Origin of the sequence: Parapedobacter flavus, from assembly GCF_035818675.1 — a bacterium.
Classification (GTDB): domain Bacteria; phylum Bacteroidota; class Bacteroidia; order Sphingobacteriales; family Sphingobacteriaceae; genus Parapedobacter; species Parapedobacter flavus.
This window is the reverse complement of record NZ_JAYKZZ010000018.1, coordinates 168,645-183,641: the sequence shown is the minus strand read 5'-3', so window position 1 is coordinate 183,641 and position 14,997 is coordinate 168,645. Positions and strand designations below refer to the sequence as shown.

General features: G+C 51.8%; 15 protein-coding genes. 9 read left to right on the top strand and 6 right to left on the bottom strand.

Annotated elements, in window-relative coordinates:
* Positions 1–43: 43 nt before the first annotated feature.
* Genes U9S71_RS16050 through U9S71_RS16035 form a run of 4 tightly spaced genes read left to right on the top strand, consistent with a single transcriptional unit; the run spans position 44 to position 4,624 of the window.
* Positions 44–1,984 carry an OmpA family protein gene (locus U9S71_RS16050; RefSeq protein ID WP_326328627.1) on the top strand — a complete coding sequence of 647 codons (1,941 nt, stop codon included), beginning with the start codon at positions 44–46 and terminating at the stop codon, positions 1,982–1,984.
* 22 nt (positions 1,985–2,006) lie between these two features.
* A complete protein-coding gene (locus U9S71_RS16045) occupies positions 2,007–2,246 on the top strand; it encodes a hypothetical protein (RefSeq protein WP_326328626.1) in 240 nt (79 codons plus the stop codon).
* 35 nt (positions 2,247–2,281) lie between these two features.
* Positions 2,282–3,745 carry a cysteine--tRNA ligase gene (gene cysS, locus U9S71_RS16040; RefSeq protein WP_326328625.1) on the top strand — a complete coding sequence of 488 codons (1,464 nt, stop codon included), beginning with the start codon at positions 2,282–2,284 and terminating at the stop codon, positions 3,743–3,745.
* Between the two features lie 18 nt (positions 3,746–3,763).
* Positions 3,764–4,624 (top strand): Cif family virulence factor, encoded by an 861-nt coding sequence (locus U9S71_RS16035; RefSeq protein WP_326328624.1) that lies wholly within the window; start codon positions 3,764–3,766, stop codon positions 4,622–4,624.
* 103 nt (positions 4,625–4,727) lie between these two features.
* Here the strand turns inward: U9S71_RS16035 and U9S71_RS16030 are convergent, their stop codons facing one another.
* Both U9S71_RS16030 and U9S71_RS16025 read right to left on the bottom strand, forming a co-directional pair.
* Complete coding sequence (locus U9S71_RS16030; RefSeq protein WP_326328623.1) at positions 4,728–6,107, bottom strand: peptidylprolyl isomerase; 1,380 nt, start codon at positions 6,105–6,107, stop codon at positions 4,728–4,730.
* Positions 6,108–6,962, bottom strand: coding sequence for a peptidylprolyl isomerase (locus U9S71_RS16025; RefSeq protein WP_326328622.1), 855 nt, complete (start codon positions 6,960–6,962; stop codon positions 6,108–6,110). It lies immediately after the preceding gene.
* A gap of 401 nt (positions 6,963–7,363) precedes the next feature.
* On the opposite strand from U9S71_RS16025, the gene U9S71_RS16020 reads away from it, so the two are divergent.
* Both U9S71_RS16020 and U9S71_RS16015 read left to right on the top strand, forming a co-directional pair.
* Positions 7,364–8,533 carry a Gfo/Idh/MocA family protein gene (locus tag U9S71_RS16020; RefSeq protein WP_326328621.1) on the top strand — a complete coding sequence of 390 codons (1,170 nt, stop codon included), beginning with the start codon at positions 7,364–7,366 and terminating at the stop codon, positions 8,531–8,533.
* 45 nt (positions 8,534–8,578) lie between these two features.
* Complete coding sequence (locus tag U9S71_RS16015) at positions 8,579–9,634, top strand: sugar phosphate isomerase/epimerase family protein (protein ID WP_326328620.1); 1,056 nt, start codon at positions 8,579–8,581, stop codon at positions 9,632–9,634.
* Between the two features lie 11 nt (positions 9,635–9,645).
* On the opposite strand, the gene lolA2 is transcribed toward U9S71_RS16015, so the two are convergent.
* Positions 9,646–10,287 carry a flexirubin biosynthesis/transport protein LolA2 gene (gene lolA2 / locus U9S71_RS16010; RefSeq protein WP_326328619.1) on the bottom strand — a complete coding sequence of 214 codons (642 nt, stop codon included), beginning with the start codon at positions 10,285–10,287 and terminating at the stop codon, positions 9,646–9,648.
* Positions 10,268–10,933: a polysaccharide deacetylase family protein gene (locus U9S71_RS16005; RefSeq protein WP_326328618.1), complete on the bottom strand. Its 666-nt coding sequence runs from the start codon at positions 10,931–10,933 to the stop codon at positions 10,268–10,270. Before U9S71_RS16005 ends, lolA2 begins: the two co-directional genes overlap by 20 nt.
* A 461-nt stretch (positions 10,934–11,394) precedes the next feature.
* Here U9S71_RS16005 and U9S71_RS16000 point away from each other — a divergent pair, with 461 nt between their 5' ends.
* From U9S71_RS16000 to tpx, 3 genes are all read left to right on the top strand, one after another.
* Entirely contained in the window at positions 11,395–11,622 is a 228-nt protein-coding gene (locus tag U9S71_RS16000; protein ID WP_326328617.1) for a hypothetical protein, read from the top strand.
* Positions 11,612–12,028 (top strand): putative toxin-antitoxin system toxin component, PIN family, encoded by a 417-nt coding sequence (locus tag U9S71_RS15995; protein WP_326328616.1) that lies wholly within the window; start codon positions 11,612–11,614, stop codon positions 12,026–12,028. The genes U9S71_RS16000 and U9S71_RS15995 overlap by 11 nt, the downstream gene beginning before the upstream one ends.
* 228 nt (positions 12,029–12,256) lie before the next feature.
* Entirely contained in the window at positions 12,257–12,757 is a 501-nt protein-coding gene (tpx, locus tag U9S71_RS15990) for a thiol peroxidase (RefSeq protein ID WP_326328614.1), read from the top strand.
* A 30-nt stretch (positions 12,758–12,787) separates the two neighbouring features.
* On the opposite strand, the gene U9S71_RS15985 is transcribed toward tpx, so the two are convergent.
* Positions 12,788–13,285, bottom strand: coding sequence for a hypothetical protein (locus U9S71_RS15985; protein ID WP_326328613.1), 498 nt, complete (start codon positions 13,283–13,285; stop codon positions 12,788–12,790).
* 62 nt (positions 13,286–13,347) lie between these two features.
* Entirely contained in the window at positions 13,348–14,994 is a 1,647-nt protein-coding gene (pgi, locus tag U9S71_RS15980; RefSeq protein WP_326328612.1) for a glucose-6-phosphate isomerase, read from the bottom strand.
* Between the last annotated feature and the right edge of the window lie 3 nt (positions 14,995–14,997).

Genomic DNA, 14,997 nt, shown 5'->3' with positions numbered 1-14,997 from the left:
CAACAGACAATAGACAACAGACACTAGACATTAGACAGTCGCCATGAGATACCATCTGAAACGATTCTTTTTTTTCGCAGTGCTGCTTTGCATGAGCGGGGCCGCAGTTTCACAAGAACAACCCAGCCTGCGCGATCGTGCGGAGGAGGCATACCGGAAGTATGAGTATGCGAACGCAGCAAAAATATACACCAAACTTGTCGATACGCGCAAACCGCGGCTGGAGGATCTAGAGCGGTTGGCGTACAGTTACGTGCAGATGAACGACTACGAATCGGCGGAGAACTGGTATGCACGGGTGGTCGCCACAGAGGGAAGTACCCCCGAAGGCCTGATCCGCTATGGCGAGGTGCTCAAAACCAATGGAAAGTACGCCGAGGCGAAGCAACAGCTGGAAGCTTATGCCGCTCAGACCGGCGATAACCGGGCTGTTGCTACCCAGATTGCCGGCTGTGATTCGGCATTGGTGTGGATGGCTAACCCAACGGACCATAAGCTGTACAATGAGGCGGCGGTGAACACCTCCCTTTCGGAGTTTTCCGCCTATCCGGAGGGTAACCGCGTGTTTTACGCAGGTGAACCCGCAGGCAACGCAAAGGAATACGGGTGGACGGGGAATGCCTTTCTGCGCGTTTATACCGCGGCGTATGCGGCAGACGGAAAGCTGGATGGGCCTGCATTGGCGGGCGATGACTTGAACAATGCAGACTACCACATCGGACCGGTGTCACGGGCGCCGTCGGGCGAACTGTTTGTGACGCGTACCCATAGCGGCCGCGAGGGGGACGTGTCGCGCGAGCAGGGCAAACGCTACCGCACGAACACCCTGGAACTGTACATGTATAACGAAGGGCCCGACGGCTGGACCGCAGAACCTTTCGCTTATAACAACGTGCGCGAATATTCCGTTGGTCACGCTACGGTAACTGCCGACGGGCAGACACTCTATTTTGTGAGCGACATGCCGGGCGGACAGGGCGGTACGGATATCTGGTATTGCGAGCGCCAGGCCGACGGCAGCTGGGGTGAACCGTTGAATGCCGGCGCGACCATCAACAGCGTAGGGGATGAGCTGTTTCCCAATATCGCCGCCGATGGCACACTGTACTATTCCAGCGATGGCTTCGCCGGGATGGGTGGCCTCGATATCTTCCGTGCTACGGGTAGCCAATCTGCTTGGACCGCCCCGCAGAACCTGAAGTTTCCCATTAATAGCGCGGGCGACGATTTTGCATACCTAACCTCCGTTGAAGACGAAGACAGATACCGTGGATTCCTGTCCTCAAACCGCAAAGGCGGTGTTGGTGGTGATGATATCTATTCGTTCAGTTTTGAGAAACCCAAGATCATCATCATCTTAAAAGGGACCACCGCCAATAAATCCACCGGCGAGCGTTTGCCGGCAGCTGCCGTAACGCTGTATGACGGCCAACGCGAAATCGTTGCCAAGAAAAACAGCGATGAGGAGGGAACGTTTATGTTTGTGCTCGACAGGAACCAAACATATACCGTGCTCGGGCAAAAACAAGGCTACCATGCCGATTCCGCCAAGGTGAGTACGATGGGCATCACCAAATCCGATACATTGGAAGTAGCCCTCCTGCTGGAGCCGATTTTCAAAGTAGGGCAGACGTTCGAACTGGAAAACATCTATTACGATTTCGACAAACATAACATCCGTCCGGATGCTGCGGAGATACTGGATGAGTTGGTTCGTACAATGCGCGATAACCCGACGTTGAAGATCGAGCTGTCGAGCCATACGGATAGCCGCGGTAGCAATGCTTACAACGAGGCGCTGTCGCAACGGCGGGCACAATCGGCCGTGGATTATTTGGTGAGCCGCGGCATTGCGCGCGACCGGATGGTGGCCAAAGGGTACGGCGAAACCAAGCTCGTGAACCGCTGTGCAGATGGCGTGCCGTGTAGCCGCGAGGAACACCAAGCCAACCGGCGAACGGAGGTGACGGTGTTAGCTTATTAAAATGATAAAACACATGGAAACGATGGAGTCACTGAAATTCGACGAATTGATTTTCGTGGTGTTGGATCATGAAGATGGCGTAAAGGCAGCTTTTGAAGGGAATCATGGCCTCGTGGTATTCGGCGAAACCGTCGATGAACTCATTGATAAAATCTCCGGAGAAGTTGATAATCATTTTAAAGGGGAATTCACCGGAGGTATCCGTATCCGCGAGTTTAAAGACACGATTGTCAAAATACCGTTCGTTTCCGGAAAATTGTAAGGGAGCTAAGCTACTTAATTTGTATTTTCGCAGCCATGGACAACCAACTGGTGCTGTATAATACACTAACACGAGCTAAGGAAAAATTTGAGCCGCTAAACCCGCCTTTCGTGGGCATGTACGTCTGCGGCCCCACGGTTTATAGCGATGTGCACCTGGGCAACTGCCGCACATTCGTATCGTTCGACCTCATATTCCGCTATCTTCAACATCTGGGCTACAAGGTGCGATATGTACGCAACATCACCGATGCGGGCCACCTGGAGGGGGATAACGACGAAGGCGACGACAAATTTGCCAAGAAGGCGAAGCTCGAACAATTGGAGCCCATGGAAATCGTGCAGAAATATACACTGGGTTTTCATGAAGTGCTACGGTTGTTCAATACACTGCCTCCCAGCATCGAGCCTACGGCCACGGGCCATATCTCCGAACAGATCGAGATGGTGAAGGAAATCATCAACCAAGGCTATGCTTACGAAAAGAACGGCACGGTATATTTCGATGTCGAAAAGTATGTCAAAACATACGATTACACCATCCTGACCAATCGTAAGTTGGAAGACATGCTCAACAACACCCGTCAGCTCAATGGGCAGGACGAGAAGCGCGGTCGCCTTGATTTCGCCCTTTGGATCAAAGCCAAGCCCGAACACATCATGCGATGGCCCTCGCCTTGGGGTGTCGGTTTTCCGGGCTGGCACATCGAATGTTCGGCCATGAGCAGTAAATATTTGGGCGATCAGTTCGATATCCATGGCGGGGGGCTGGACCTAGCGGCCACGCATCACACCAACGAGATTGCCCAATCGCAGGCCTGCAATCATACGCAGCCGGCTACTTACTGGATGCACACAAATATGCTGACGGTAAACGGTACGCGGATGTCTAAATCTGCCGGCAACGGTTTCCTGCCCCACGAGCTTTTCAGCGGTAGCCACCCGTTATTGAAACGGGGTTATTCGCCCATGGCCGTCCGCTTTTTTATGCTACAGGCCCATTACCGGAGTACACTCGACTTCTCCAATGAGGCCCTGGATGCTGCTGACAAAGGCTATAAAAGGCTGATGAATGCCATGGCGCTGCTGCCCAAGTTGAAAGCGACGGCAAAGAAGACCGAGGTAGACATCGATGGGTTGAAACAACGTTGTTATGCGGCAATGGACGACGACTTTAATAGTCCGGTGCTGATTGCCGAACTGTTCGAAGCGGTGCGCATCATTAATAGTGTGTACGATGGCAAACTGGCCATTGATGAACCGACGTTGACGGCACTCAACATGTTGATGCAGGGTTTCGTCCATGACGTGCTGGGCCTCGTTGATGACCATACCGGATCTGATGATTTCGAGAAGCTGATGGACGTCGTTATCGGCCTCCGCAATGATGCGAAACAACATAAAGATTATGCCACATCCGACCGGATACGGGAAGGTTTGAATACCATTGGTATCCAGCTCAAAGACAGCAAAGAGGGTACACTTTGGAATAAGATTTGAATGGTTGAGCGAATGAATATGATGAATAGGGTTGGCGTTATTGTTTTGTTGGTGATTGCCTCCCATTCGGCAACGGCGCAGGTACTGGGGAAAGTAGGAAGCTTGTTGATGGCCGACCGTACCGCGGCGCGGCTTTCCGAAACACAGGGGCCGCATGCGGCATTCATGTCGGTAGTGGATCGTAATTCTACGTTTTTTACCCCCGCGCCGGTGGATGCATTGGAATACCTGGAGAACCGGCCGAACATACCCGATGTGATGACGTGGCGGCCTACGTTTGCCACTATTGCTAAAAGCATGGAGTGGGGTGTAACGACCGGTACGCTTTCGTTTCAACGTGTCGGAGCAATCAAACGGTACGGCGAGTACCTTACCGTGTGGCGGCGCGACCGCAAAGGCAATTGGAAAATCGACCTCCGTGCCCAGATTGAACATAAGGGCGGTAATGACGAACCCGACATTCATTATGTGGAGCCTGATACCGCGCAGTATAGGCGGTTCAAAACGAAAGTACGCATACAGCAGCGGAAAGAAATCGTAATGAGCAATGACCAATTGCTATCTACGGTACTGAAAACCGATGCGGGGATAGCCTATGGTGAGTTCCTGGCCGATGATGCGCGGCTCTATTTCCCATGGAAGACCCCCATTATCGGTAAGTCGGCCATCCTTGATTTCGTGAAAGAACAGGATTTGGCGATGCAAGCGAAATCATTGGTGGCTAGCCGGTCGTATAGCGGCGAACTGGCTTATTCGTATGGCGAAGCTTCCGTAGCCACAGGCTCCTCCGAAACACTGCAATGCAATTATGTACGGATATGGCAGCTGCAACCCGATTTCCAATGGCGGGTGATTATAGAAATGTTATTTGAGTCGTAAGTCCTTGCTTTTTTGTGAACTTGTTAGCGTGTGAACTTGTGAGGGCCGTAACAGGCTCACTTACTCACTTGCTCACCTGTTCACAAGCTCACCAATCACGAACCTAAAGCTTCGCCACCGCCGTTTCACTATCTTTCAGCCAGATCTTCAAGTCGTCGCAATCGTGGTAGGCCTCATGGATTTCGATAAACGTCACCTCGCGGCGGCTTTCGAACCATTTACTGAGCTCCCGATTAATCTTATCTTGCAGGGCAGCTTCCTTGATTTTAGCGAAGTCCATGTCGAGACTGGCTTGGTGGGGCGGTGTCCGCGACTTCAGGTAGGTAAACCGGTATCCTGTTTTTCCGGTACGGTCGGTAAACTGCGCTGGCCTCGAATATTCACCGGGCTGAAGCGTGTCGATGGCTGTGAAGATGTTAGCATCCAGCTTGTCGGCCGGAATCAGTGTGGTACGGCTCTGGTTTTCCATGTTGAGCAACATACCGCCGTTGTATTTGGTTTCCTTATTGTCTGAATACTCCGTAGCAGCGCTATAGAAATCCAGTTTGTTGTCTACCACCTTTTCGTAAATGCTGTCGATATGCGTTTTGGCTCGTTGCAAACTCGCGGTGGTGGGTTTTATTTGAATAAGGATATGCCGTGTATGCACCTCTTCGCCCCGGCGTTCCAAGACCTCGAGGAAGTGGAAGCCGTACTCCGATTCGAATACCGGTGAGACCTCACCGGGTTTGAGCCGGAATGCAACGGCAGAAAATTCTTTCACAAACCCGTCGCGCGTGTTGAAGCCAAGATCCCCTCCGTACGGAGCTGAGCCCTTATCTTGCGAATATAGCCGCGCGATTGTGGCAAAGTCATCGCCACCAACCACCTGTTGGCGGAGCTCCTCGGCGCGATCGCGAAACTGCTGCTTTTCCTCGCGCGTGAGCTGCGGGAACACGACCAACTCGCCCACCTCTACTTCGGTGTTGAAGTACGGGAGGCTATCGGTCGCTAGCGATTCAAAATACCGCCGCACTTCCAGCGGCGTTACGCCGATACCTGCCACGATGTTTTGCTGCATTTTGTTGGCCTTGAGCTGCTCGTATACGCTAGGTCGCATTTCTTCCTTATATTGGAGCAGTGAGCGATTGAGGAACTGCTCGAGGCGTTCCTGTCCACCGGCCTGGCTCGACATGTACCGCAGGCGCGCATTGATGTTGTCGTCCACCTCGCCCTCACTCACCTCGATGGAGTCGATAGCCGCCTGTTGGGCCAGCAGCTTCTGGGTAAGCTGCTGTTGTAGGATGTAGCATTTGATGTCTTCGTTGGCTTTATTGCCCTGCGCTAAATGTTGGGCATATTGCATTTCGATTTCCGACTCCAGGATGATATTGGATCCAACCACTGCTGCCACCCGGTCAATGACCTGGGGTTCTTGGGCCGTGGCCCAATGGGATGTACCTATTAATGCCAAAACCAGGGAAATGCAGTTGTATCTACTCATTTAATTGTATATTTCAATGTTGTTCTTCTCGCGGGCATCAGCTACGATGCTCCGTTGCATGCGATCAATCAGATCAATTTTGCGTTTGTTCAAAATCAAATTGCGAATCTGCCCCTGTGCCAACGGCAGTGGCGAGCGTTCGTCCCTCAATTTCGAATCGTGCAAAATTATCAGATATAATTCATTATTTTCAATTATTTCAAAAATTCGCGCGGTTTGTCCATAATCTGCCTCATCAATCCGTGCAAGCGGTATCTCTTTCACCACATCTTCAGCGTAGTGCCATGAGGTGTCAAGCAGCGCGTAATCCGTTGCATACATGGTGCAGTATTTGGTCAGTAAATCCTGTGCTTCAAAGTCTGGTGAAACCAAGAGTCGCTTTACGCGCTCCAGTTCGGGCGCATCCGTACGTAACCGGATATAGGAACGCTTGAAGATGGGCTGCTGTAGGATAAACAGCTCCGGCCGGTCATCGTAATACTGACTGATTTCATCATCGGTAACCACCGTGTCCAGTTTCTGGCTCACCAACGCTTGCTCATATTCATATACGATGAGGCCTTTCTTATACGTTTCTACCTGTTTGTTGAGACGCTCCGTATTCATATTGACATTGCGTTGGGCATGGTAGAGCAGCGCTTGCTGGCGTAGCCATTGTTCGATATAAGCATGCACCAATTGCGTGCTATCATCGCCGGTTACCCCGGCGGGAACAACTCCCTTCAGGTCGTCAGGATAAAGAAATTGATCAAATGATCGTGCCACTGGCTTCGGTTTTTCATGGTCGCAGGCCGAAAGCAACGAGGTGAGGATCATAACCGACCATATAAACACCCTGAACATTAGCTTTTCCATGCAACGCGCGCGACCTAACTATACAAGTGGCTAAAGTACACATTCGCAATCAATGCCCGGTGAATTTAACCAATTTTAACACATTTGGAATACCCTGCGGTACGGGAGGCAAAATCTTTGTCGTAATATGCCCGATTCTTTTCATTAATGTTATTTTTGTGGGTAATGCAGGGCGACCGCATTTAAAAATATGAACGATTAATCGTCCTTGCGAGCAAGAGCGTTTGCCAGTGAAAAGGAGCGACCGCGAAGCAGCTCCGAAGGAAACCAATCTGTTTTGATCGCAGATTGCTTCAATCTCGCGCGACCCAACACAGTTTCGATGACGACAAGTTTTAAATGCGGTTGCCCTGAGATAATACCAACGAACGCAATGTATCACTTACAAAATCAATAGCACTATGGTCAGTAATCCAATCAATCGCAAACTCAGGATGGGGATGGTAGGAGGCGGAAAAGGGGCCTTCATCGGCGAAATCCACCGCATCGCGGCTGCTATGGACAGTCAGATTGAATTGGTGTGCGGTGCATTCAGTTCCGATCCGGGGCGATCGAAGGAAAGCGGCGAGTCGCTCTATCTTCCTGCCCATCGCGTGTATGGGAGCTATCAGGAGATGATTGCCGCCGAGCGCAAACTCCCTGAGGGCGAACGCATGGATTTTGTCAGCATCGTTACGCCAAACCACGTCCATTTCGACCCCGCTATGCGCGCGTTGGAAAACGGGTTCCACGTGGTGCTGGATAAGCCCATGACGCTCGACCTGCAGGAGGCTAAACAGTTGCAACAGAAAGTCGAAGAAACGGGGCTGTTATTTCTGCTCACCCATACTTATGTGGGCTATCCCATGGTCCGGCAAGCCCGGAAGCTGGTACGGGATGGCGTGCTCGGCAAGCTCCGCAAGGTCAATGTGGAGTATCCGCAGGGGTGGCTCAGCAGGCCTTCGGAGCAGGCGGGCGACAAGCAAGCCGCGTGGCGTACCGACCCGAGCAAGTCGGGCAAAAGTGGTTGCATGGGCGATATCGGTACCCACGCACTGCACCTCGCCGAATTTATCTCTGGCTTGCGCACCACGCAGCTGTGCGCCTCGTTGTACACATTTGTGGAAGGGCGCCGGCTGGAAGACGACGGCAACATCCTCTTGCAGTTTGACAACGGTGCCAGCGGCGTACTGATGGCCTCGCAAGTGGCGGCAGGAGAGGAGAACGCATTGAAAGTGCGCATCTATGGCGAGAATGGCGGACTGGAATGGAACCAGCAGGAGCCCAATACGCTAACGGTGAAGTGGCTGGATGAGCCTGCTCAAATATACCGGGCAGGGGGCAATGCCGCTATTTCGCCGGAAGCCCGCGCCTTTTGCCGTACGCCGGTGGGGCATCCGGAGGGTTACCTCGAGGCGTTTGCCAACCTATACCGCAGTTTTGCCGATGCATGGCGCGCGCAACGTAGCGGCGTGCAACATGAAGGGGCCGACTTCCCTTCCGTTGCCGACGGCGTACGCGGCATGGCTTTCCTCGATAATGTGCTGCGCAGCAACGACAGTGCCGAAAAATGGACACCCTTTACGGTGTAGTGCCGGATAGAAATGAATCGATTATTTTTTTAACTCACAGTAATTATGCAAACAATTAAAGGTCCAGGTATTTTCCTTGCCCAGTTTTTGGGCGATCAACCTCCATTCAATTCCCTCGAATCCATTTGCCGGTGGGCGAAGGACTTAGGTTTTGAAGGTGTGCAGATACCTACATGGGCTACCGACTACTTCGACCTGCAAAAGGCCGCGGAGAGTAAAACTTACGCCGATGAGATTAAGGGGCTGGTCAATGAAATCGGCCTCGAGATTACCGAGCTATCAACACACCTGCAGGGGCAACTGGTGGCGGTGCATCCGGCTTACGATCAGCAGTTCGATGGCTTCGCCCCCGAACAATACCACAACAACCCCAAGGCGAGGCAGGAATGGGCGGTGCAGCAACTGAAATATGCGGCCAAGGCGTCGGCCAACCTCGGGCTGAACGCACACGGCACGTTCAGCGGCGCATTGCTCTGGCAAACCGTATATCCTTGGCCGCAGCGGCCACAAGGGCTGGTCGATACCGGCTTTACCGAATTGGCGAAGCGGTGGCGGCCGATATTGGATGCGTTTGACGAGCAAGGCGTGGATGTATGCTACGAAATCCATCCCGGTGAAGACCTGCACGACGGCGTGAGCTATGAGCGCTTCCTCGAAAAGGTAGACAACCACCCCCGGGCTTGCTTACTGTATGACCCCTCGCATTTCGTGCTGCAATGTTTGGATTACAAAGCGTATATCGACCATTACCACGAGCGTATCAAAATGTTCCATGTGAAGGATGCCGAGTTTAACCCTACAGGCAAACAGGGGGTGTACGGCGGTTATTCCGGTTGGGTGGAACGTGCCGGAAGGTTCCGTTCGTTGGGCGATGGCCAAGTGGATTTCAAGGCCATATTCAGCAAGTTGACGGCCTACGACTTCAAGGGCTGGGCAGTGATGGAGTGGGAATGTGCGCTGAAACATCCCGAAGACGGGGCCCGAGAAGGTGCGGTATTCATTAACGATAACATCATCCGCGTTACGGAGAAGACGTTCGATGACTTTGCCGGTGGCGATGCCGACGAAGCCAGTAACCGGCGACTACTGGGGTTGGAATAGTCGGCGGATTGTTATGGCTCGAACACGGTGCCGGGTATGGTAGCATTTTTCCGCTGATTGGCAAAGGCCAGTTGCGTGGTGTCTCCCGCCGGGTCGGTGAGCGTAACCCGGGTAAGCAGTAGGCTGGTGCCGTCGAAGGTCAGCGCTACTTGCCGGATGAACCTGCTAAGGCCTTTGTCTTTCGGTACCAGTACGGCTACGTAGTCGGCCTTATCACGATAATAGGTGATGTCGAAACGGCTTTCGTCGAGCATGTTGCCGTTTTGTACCGAGCCCGCCAGAAGGTCGTTCAGCCTTTTCATCCGCCGGTTGGCGGTTAGGTTCGTTGTTTTGGTGCGACCGCCCTCAACCGTATGCATGGTCTGGCCGTCGAAGATGACCACATAATTGGTAGGCGACACGTATTCCCACCGTATTTTGCCCGGAGCTTTGAAATAGAGCTTACCTGTGGAGCGGATGGCGTTGTCCATGTAGCTGAGTTGTTTGGTTTGGGTAAAGTCACTTTGCAGCGATTGCAGGTTTTGCGTGCTGGCGGTGATTTTGGCCTTCAGTGCCGCTGATTCCTCGGTGTTGAGTGCCTTATGCTGGGCAAACCCGGTGGTACAACACAGCAGCAAGGCCAGCGCAAGTATATCATGTTTCCGTATATGCATCCTGATCGATTAATTGAGCCACGGTAACCAACGTGTAACCGCGCTGGCAGAGCTTGGGCAACAACTGTTCCAAAACGGGTACAATCCGGTCGTGCGTATCGTGCAGCAGGATGATGGCTCCGGGCTTCACTTTTTTGATTACCGTGTGGACGATTTGTGCCGGTGAGCGGTGTTCCAGCGTGTCATAAGGGCGCACGCGCCATCCGATGGTGCGATGACCGCTCGTGCGGATGGCATTGGCAAGGTGTGGTGTGGTTACGCCGTAAGGTGGCCGGAAGAACCGCGGCCTGCGGCCGATGGCCTGCTCGATAACCGCGTCGGTTTGCCGGAGTTCGTTGAGCCAGCTGTTTTTTCCATGGAAATCGATCGTTTGTGCGTGGGAATAGGAGTGGTTGCCCACGGTGTGGCCCGCATCATGGATTTGCTTCACGACATCGGGGTGCTGTCCCACGTTTTTTCCGGTACAGAAAAAAGTTGCTTTAGCGTGGTGCTGGCGCAGCAACTCCAACACCTGCGGCGTATAGACTGGATGTGGCCCATCGTCGAAAGTGAGGGCAATCTGTTGGTCTCGGGCGTCGCCTTCATGCGTGGCTTTAAGGAAAAAGTTCGCTTGGATATGGAAGGCCCCCCGGGTGATGGCAGCCATGCAGATGGCGACTAATGTAAATAATACCCACCCGATCATCGTCGTTCTGCAGATTTCTTCAAGTACTACGTGTTCATCAAATATACGGTTTATTTCGGAATTTTTGATATATAGGAAATTTTTCAGAAATACTAAAAACCTGATAATGCGGTCGTGATGGTAGTCATGCCGGAGCAATGCTTTTGCGATGGAATGCGGTAGTTGTACTTATAGATACGCTCTGCGAATTCGTCATCGTTACCGCATACAAGCGCTTGAAATTCTACGCGGCAAAAGCCTCCAAAACGACCCTGAAACTAAAATCAACTTTCGGTTAATGCAGCATGGCCCTGCCCATCGGTTGATAATTCTTGTTGGAAAAGCGGTAAAACTGGATTCGCTGAAAAGCGAGTGCTGAAGGATAGCTAAATAGGTCAAGGAAATTTTGTAAATTTGTGTTTTACAAGAGAAAGGAGAATGTTATGGATAGGATTGTATTGGAGGTAAACAGTGAGTTGGCCAAATCTTGGCGAAAGGCTCCTGCTACCGTTAGGCAAACGCTTGAAAGAGAATTGGAGAAACGTATTGCCGAGGAAATAGCAGTTGTGGAACGTGATCATTTCTTTGCCTTGCTTGATAAGGTGCAGGAGAAAGCAGGTAAGAAAGGGCTTACCCAAGAAAAGCTGGAAAAGCTCCTAGATGAAGAATAACATATTTCTATTTGATGTTAATACGCTTGTTAGTGCATTTTTGATTGGCAGCCACACGAACAACCGCGCTTTCCGTGAGGCATTGATAATTGGAAAAGCTGTTTGCACTTATGATATCAAACGGGAATTGAGCGATGTATTCCTCCGTGAAAAATTCGATAGATATGCGTCCTTGAATGAACGTATTTCTATCCTGAGTTTCCTTGAAACCCAACTTATTGAGTTGCCTAAGCCTAATCTAACCATAAAAGAATGCCGAGACCCAAAGGATAACCAGTACTTGGAATTAGCGGTTTCTGTCGCTGCTTCGTGTATTATCACAGGGGACAAGGATTTGCTGATATTGAATCCCTTTGAAAATATCCCGATTCTAAATGCGGCTGATTTCCTTAAGGTTTTTGCCTAGACTTGAAAAATAAGTGTCCGCGCAATGTCTGTTGAACCGTCATTACGGTATTATCTGGCCGTTACCTAAAATTGGTCTTGCCCGACAGTAATCGGGATCCTTTTACCAGCATAGCTGAAATTTATATCTACGGCGATTGATTGTACCCTATCATCCACCTGTCATCAATTGGACTTTGGCTTTTAAACACGGCTGGAATTTGCTATACTTACGGAAAATCAAAAAAATATGGCAACAATAACATTCAAAGGTACAGAAGTGCATACCGCCGGATCGCTTCCGGCAGTCGGAAGCAAAGCCCCGGATTTTAAATTGATAGCTGGCGACCTTTCCACGAAGTCCCTTGGCGATTACCAAGGCAAAAAAGTTATCCTCAACGTTTTCCCGAGCATTGATACAGGCACATGCGCTGCGTCCGTAAGGACATTTAACCAAAAGGCTGCCGGACTGGATAATACGGTGGTGCTGTGTATCTCAAAGGACTTACCCTTCGCACAAGGCAGGTTCTGTGCGGCAGAAGGCATCAGCAATGTGGAAACCTTGTCGGAATTCAAGGACAGCAGTTTTTCGGATGCCTATCAATTGAAGCTAGCCGATGGCCCATTGGAAGGTCTTTTGAGCCGCGCCGTGGTGGTCATCGGTGAAGACGGCACGGTGAAATATACTGAGCAGGTGGCCGAAGTTACCAACGAACCCAACTACGACGAAGCGTTGGCGGCACTGGCGTAAGCTTAGCCGCCTACCACGCGTACTTGCCAACTAATCACACGATACCGGTTGAAAGATTTGGCCCGCTTCGAAATCGATAGCGCCCCGATCCGTAAACCGGTACGTGTTTCCGTCGGGTTCCCGGTCGCCAAAGCCCCGGATCAAATCGACTCCCTGCTTGAGAAATGCTTCCTCCGTGCGGTTGTGGCTTCCCTCGGCGTGGAAATCATAAACAACCAAGAGCGTATCGCCGTGAAAGCGACCTGTTACCGTGCCTTGGCTGCCATCTATTTGGTAGTTTTTAAAGTGTAAGGTGCCCGACACACTATCGCTCACCAGGTTGATGCTTAGCCGTACCGAATCCCGTTCGTGCGTATGGAGGTAACACGAAGTTGTTGACTCCTGAACGGTTGCGCCCTGTGGTATGGTGTCGCCTTGTATAGTGTTCGCTTTTTCCGAAGAGGTGGGGCCCTGGCAGGAGCTGCCAGCCAACAACGCCGCCGCGCTGAAGATTGTCGCCAATAATCCCCAATGATGTTGTACGCTCATAGTAACTAAGCGACAAATTCCGTGCAGGAAATCCCGTTTATCGAAAAAAACCGGCTGACGGATTAGCGCCACGCTTTATAACGGTTAATCAATCCGTTGGTCGAAGTGTCGTGCGTGGATACCGGTTCATCGTTCCGCAGCTCGGGTAATATCTTTCCGGCCAGTTGCTTGCCGAGCTCCACGCCCCACTGGTCGAAACTGAAGATATTCCAGATGATGCCCTGTACGAAAATCTTGTGCTCATAGAGGGCGATCAACGACCCGAGCGTAAAAGGAGTAATCTTCTTAAGAAGAAACGAGTTGCTGGGCCGGTTACCTTCAAACACCTTGAAGGTTTTCAAGCGGGCGATTTCCTCGTCCGACTTGCCCGATGCTTTTAATTCGGCGACGACCGCTGCTTCGTCCTTGCCATTCATCAGCGCTTCGGTTTGCGCAAAGAAATTGGACAGCAGCAGCGTGTGGTGCTCACCAATGGGATTGTGGCTTTGCGCGGGTGCGATGAAATCGCAAGGAATCAACTTGGTGCCTTGATGGATAAGCTGGTAAAAAGCATGCTGGCCATTGGTGCCCGGCTCGCCCCAGATGATAGGCCCGGTCTGGTAATCCACCGGATGACCCTCGCGGTCCACGTACTTGCCGTTGCTTTCCATGTCGCCCTGTTGGAAATAAGCGGCAAATCGATGTAAGTACTGGTCGTAGGGGAGGATGGCTTGTGTTTCGGCGTCGAAGAAGTTGTTATACCATACGCCAAGCAGCGCCATGATAACCGGAATGTTTTCCTCAAACGGCGCCTCGCGGAAATGGGTGTCGCTCGCATCCGCCCCTTGGAGCAACTGCTCGAAGTTGCCGTAACCGATGCTGAGTACGATGGAGAGGCCGATAGCGCTCCATAATGAATACCTGCCCCCTACCCAATCCCAGAATTCGAACATGTTCTGCGTATCGATACCGAATTCGGCTACCGCTTTGGCATTGGTAGAGAGGGCTACGAAATGCTTGGCTACGGCTTCTGGGGCGGCACCGCTGTCGAGCAGCCACTGCCGTGCAGAATGCGCATTGGCCATGGTCTCTTGCGTGGTGAACGTTTTGGAAGCAATGAGGAACAGGGTAGTTGCAGGGTCTATTTTTTTAAGCGTCTCGGCGATATGAGTGCCATCTACGTTGGAGACAAAATGGATATTCAGGTGGTTTTTGTAAGGCTTCAGTGCTTCGGTTACCATTACCGGACCAAGGTCGGAGCCGCCGATGCCGATATTAACCACGTCGGTGATGGGTTTGCCGGTATGCCCTTTCCAATCGCCATTGATAATCCGCTCGGAAAACCCACGCATCTTCGTGAGTACAGCTTCCACATCGGGCACCACGTCCCGGCCTTCTACCAACACCGGGCTGTCGCCCTGGTGGCGTAGTGCGGTGTGCAACACAGCACGGCCTTCGGTCTCATTAATGGCATCACCGCTGAACATCGCCTTAATGGCCTCTTCGAGGTGGCATTCACGGGCCAACTGGAGGAGCAGCGCTTTGGTCGTGTCGTCGATACGGTTTTTTGAGTAGTCGAACAGGATGTCGCCAAACGCGATCGAAAACTTGGCAAACCGATCGTTGTCGGCAGCGAACAGCTCCGAGAGGTGCTTCGGCGCGATGTCGATATAGTGGTTGCTGAGGTACTTGTAAGCTTGTGTTGCTGTAAAATTGATACGGGGTAACATATG

Bases quoted from the DNA above. Each gene is read 5' to 3' on its own strand.
- U9S71_RS16050 (WP_326328627.1), top strand. From the start codon at position 44: ATGAGATACCATCTGAAACGATTCTTTTTTTTCGCAGTGCTGCTTTGC.
- U9S71_RS16045 (WP_326328626.1), top strand. From the start codon at position 2,007: ATGGAGTCACTGAAATTCGACGAATTGATTTTCGTGGTGTTGGATCAT.
- cysS (WP_326328625.1), top strand. From the start codon at position 2,282: ATGGACAACCAACTGGTGCTGTATAATACACTAACACGAGCTAAGGAA.
- U9S71_RS16035 (WP_326328624.1), top strand. From the start codon at position 3,764: ATGATGAATAGGGTTGGCGTTATTGTTTTGTTGGTGATTGCCTCCCAT.
- U9S71_RS16030 (WP_326328623.1), bottom strand. From the start codon at position 6,107: ATGAGTAGATACAACTGCATTTCCCTGGTTTTGGCATTAATAGGTACA.
- U9S71_RS16025 (WP_326328622.1), bottom strand. From the start codon at position 6,962: ATGGAAAAGCTAATGTTCAGGGTGTTTATATGGTCGGTTATGATCCTC.
- U9S71_RS16020 (WP_326328621.1), top strand. From the start codon at position 7,364: ATGGTCAGTAATCCAATCAATCGCAAACTCAGGATGGGGATGGTAGGA.
- U9S71_RS16015 (WP_326328620.1), top strand. From the start codon at position 8,579: ATGCAAACAATTAAAGGTCCAGGTATTTTCCTTGCCCAGTTTTTGGGC.
- lolA2 (WP_326328619.1), bottom strand. From the start codon at position 10,287: ATGCATATACGGAAACATGATATACTTGCGCTGGCCTTGCTGCTGTGT.
- U9S71_RS16005 (WP_326328618.1), bottom strand. From the start codon at position 10,933: ATGGCTGCCATCACCCGGGGGGCCTTCCATATCCAAGCGAACTTTTTC.
- U9S71_RS16000 (WP_326328617.1), top strand. From the start codon at position 11,395: ATGGATAGGATTGTATTGGAGGTAAACAGTGAGTTGGCCAAATCTTGG.
- U9S71_RS15995 (WP_326328616.1), top strand. From the start codon at position 11,612: ATGAAGAATAACATATTTCTATTTGATGTTAATACGCTTGTTAGTGCA.
- tpx (WP_326328614.1), top strand. From the start codon at position 12,257: ATGGCAACAATAACATTCAAAGGTACAGAAGTGCATACCGCCGGATCG.
- U9S71_RS15985 (WP_326328613.1), bottom strand. From the start codon at position 13,285: ATGAGCGTACAACATCATTGGGGATTATTGGCGACAATCTTCAGCGCG.
- pgi (WP_326328612.1), bottom strand. From the start codon at position 14,994: ATGTTACCCCGTATCAATTTTACAGCAACACAAGCTTACAAGTACCTC.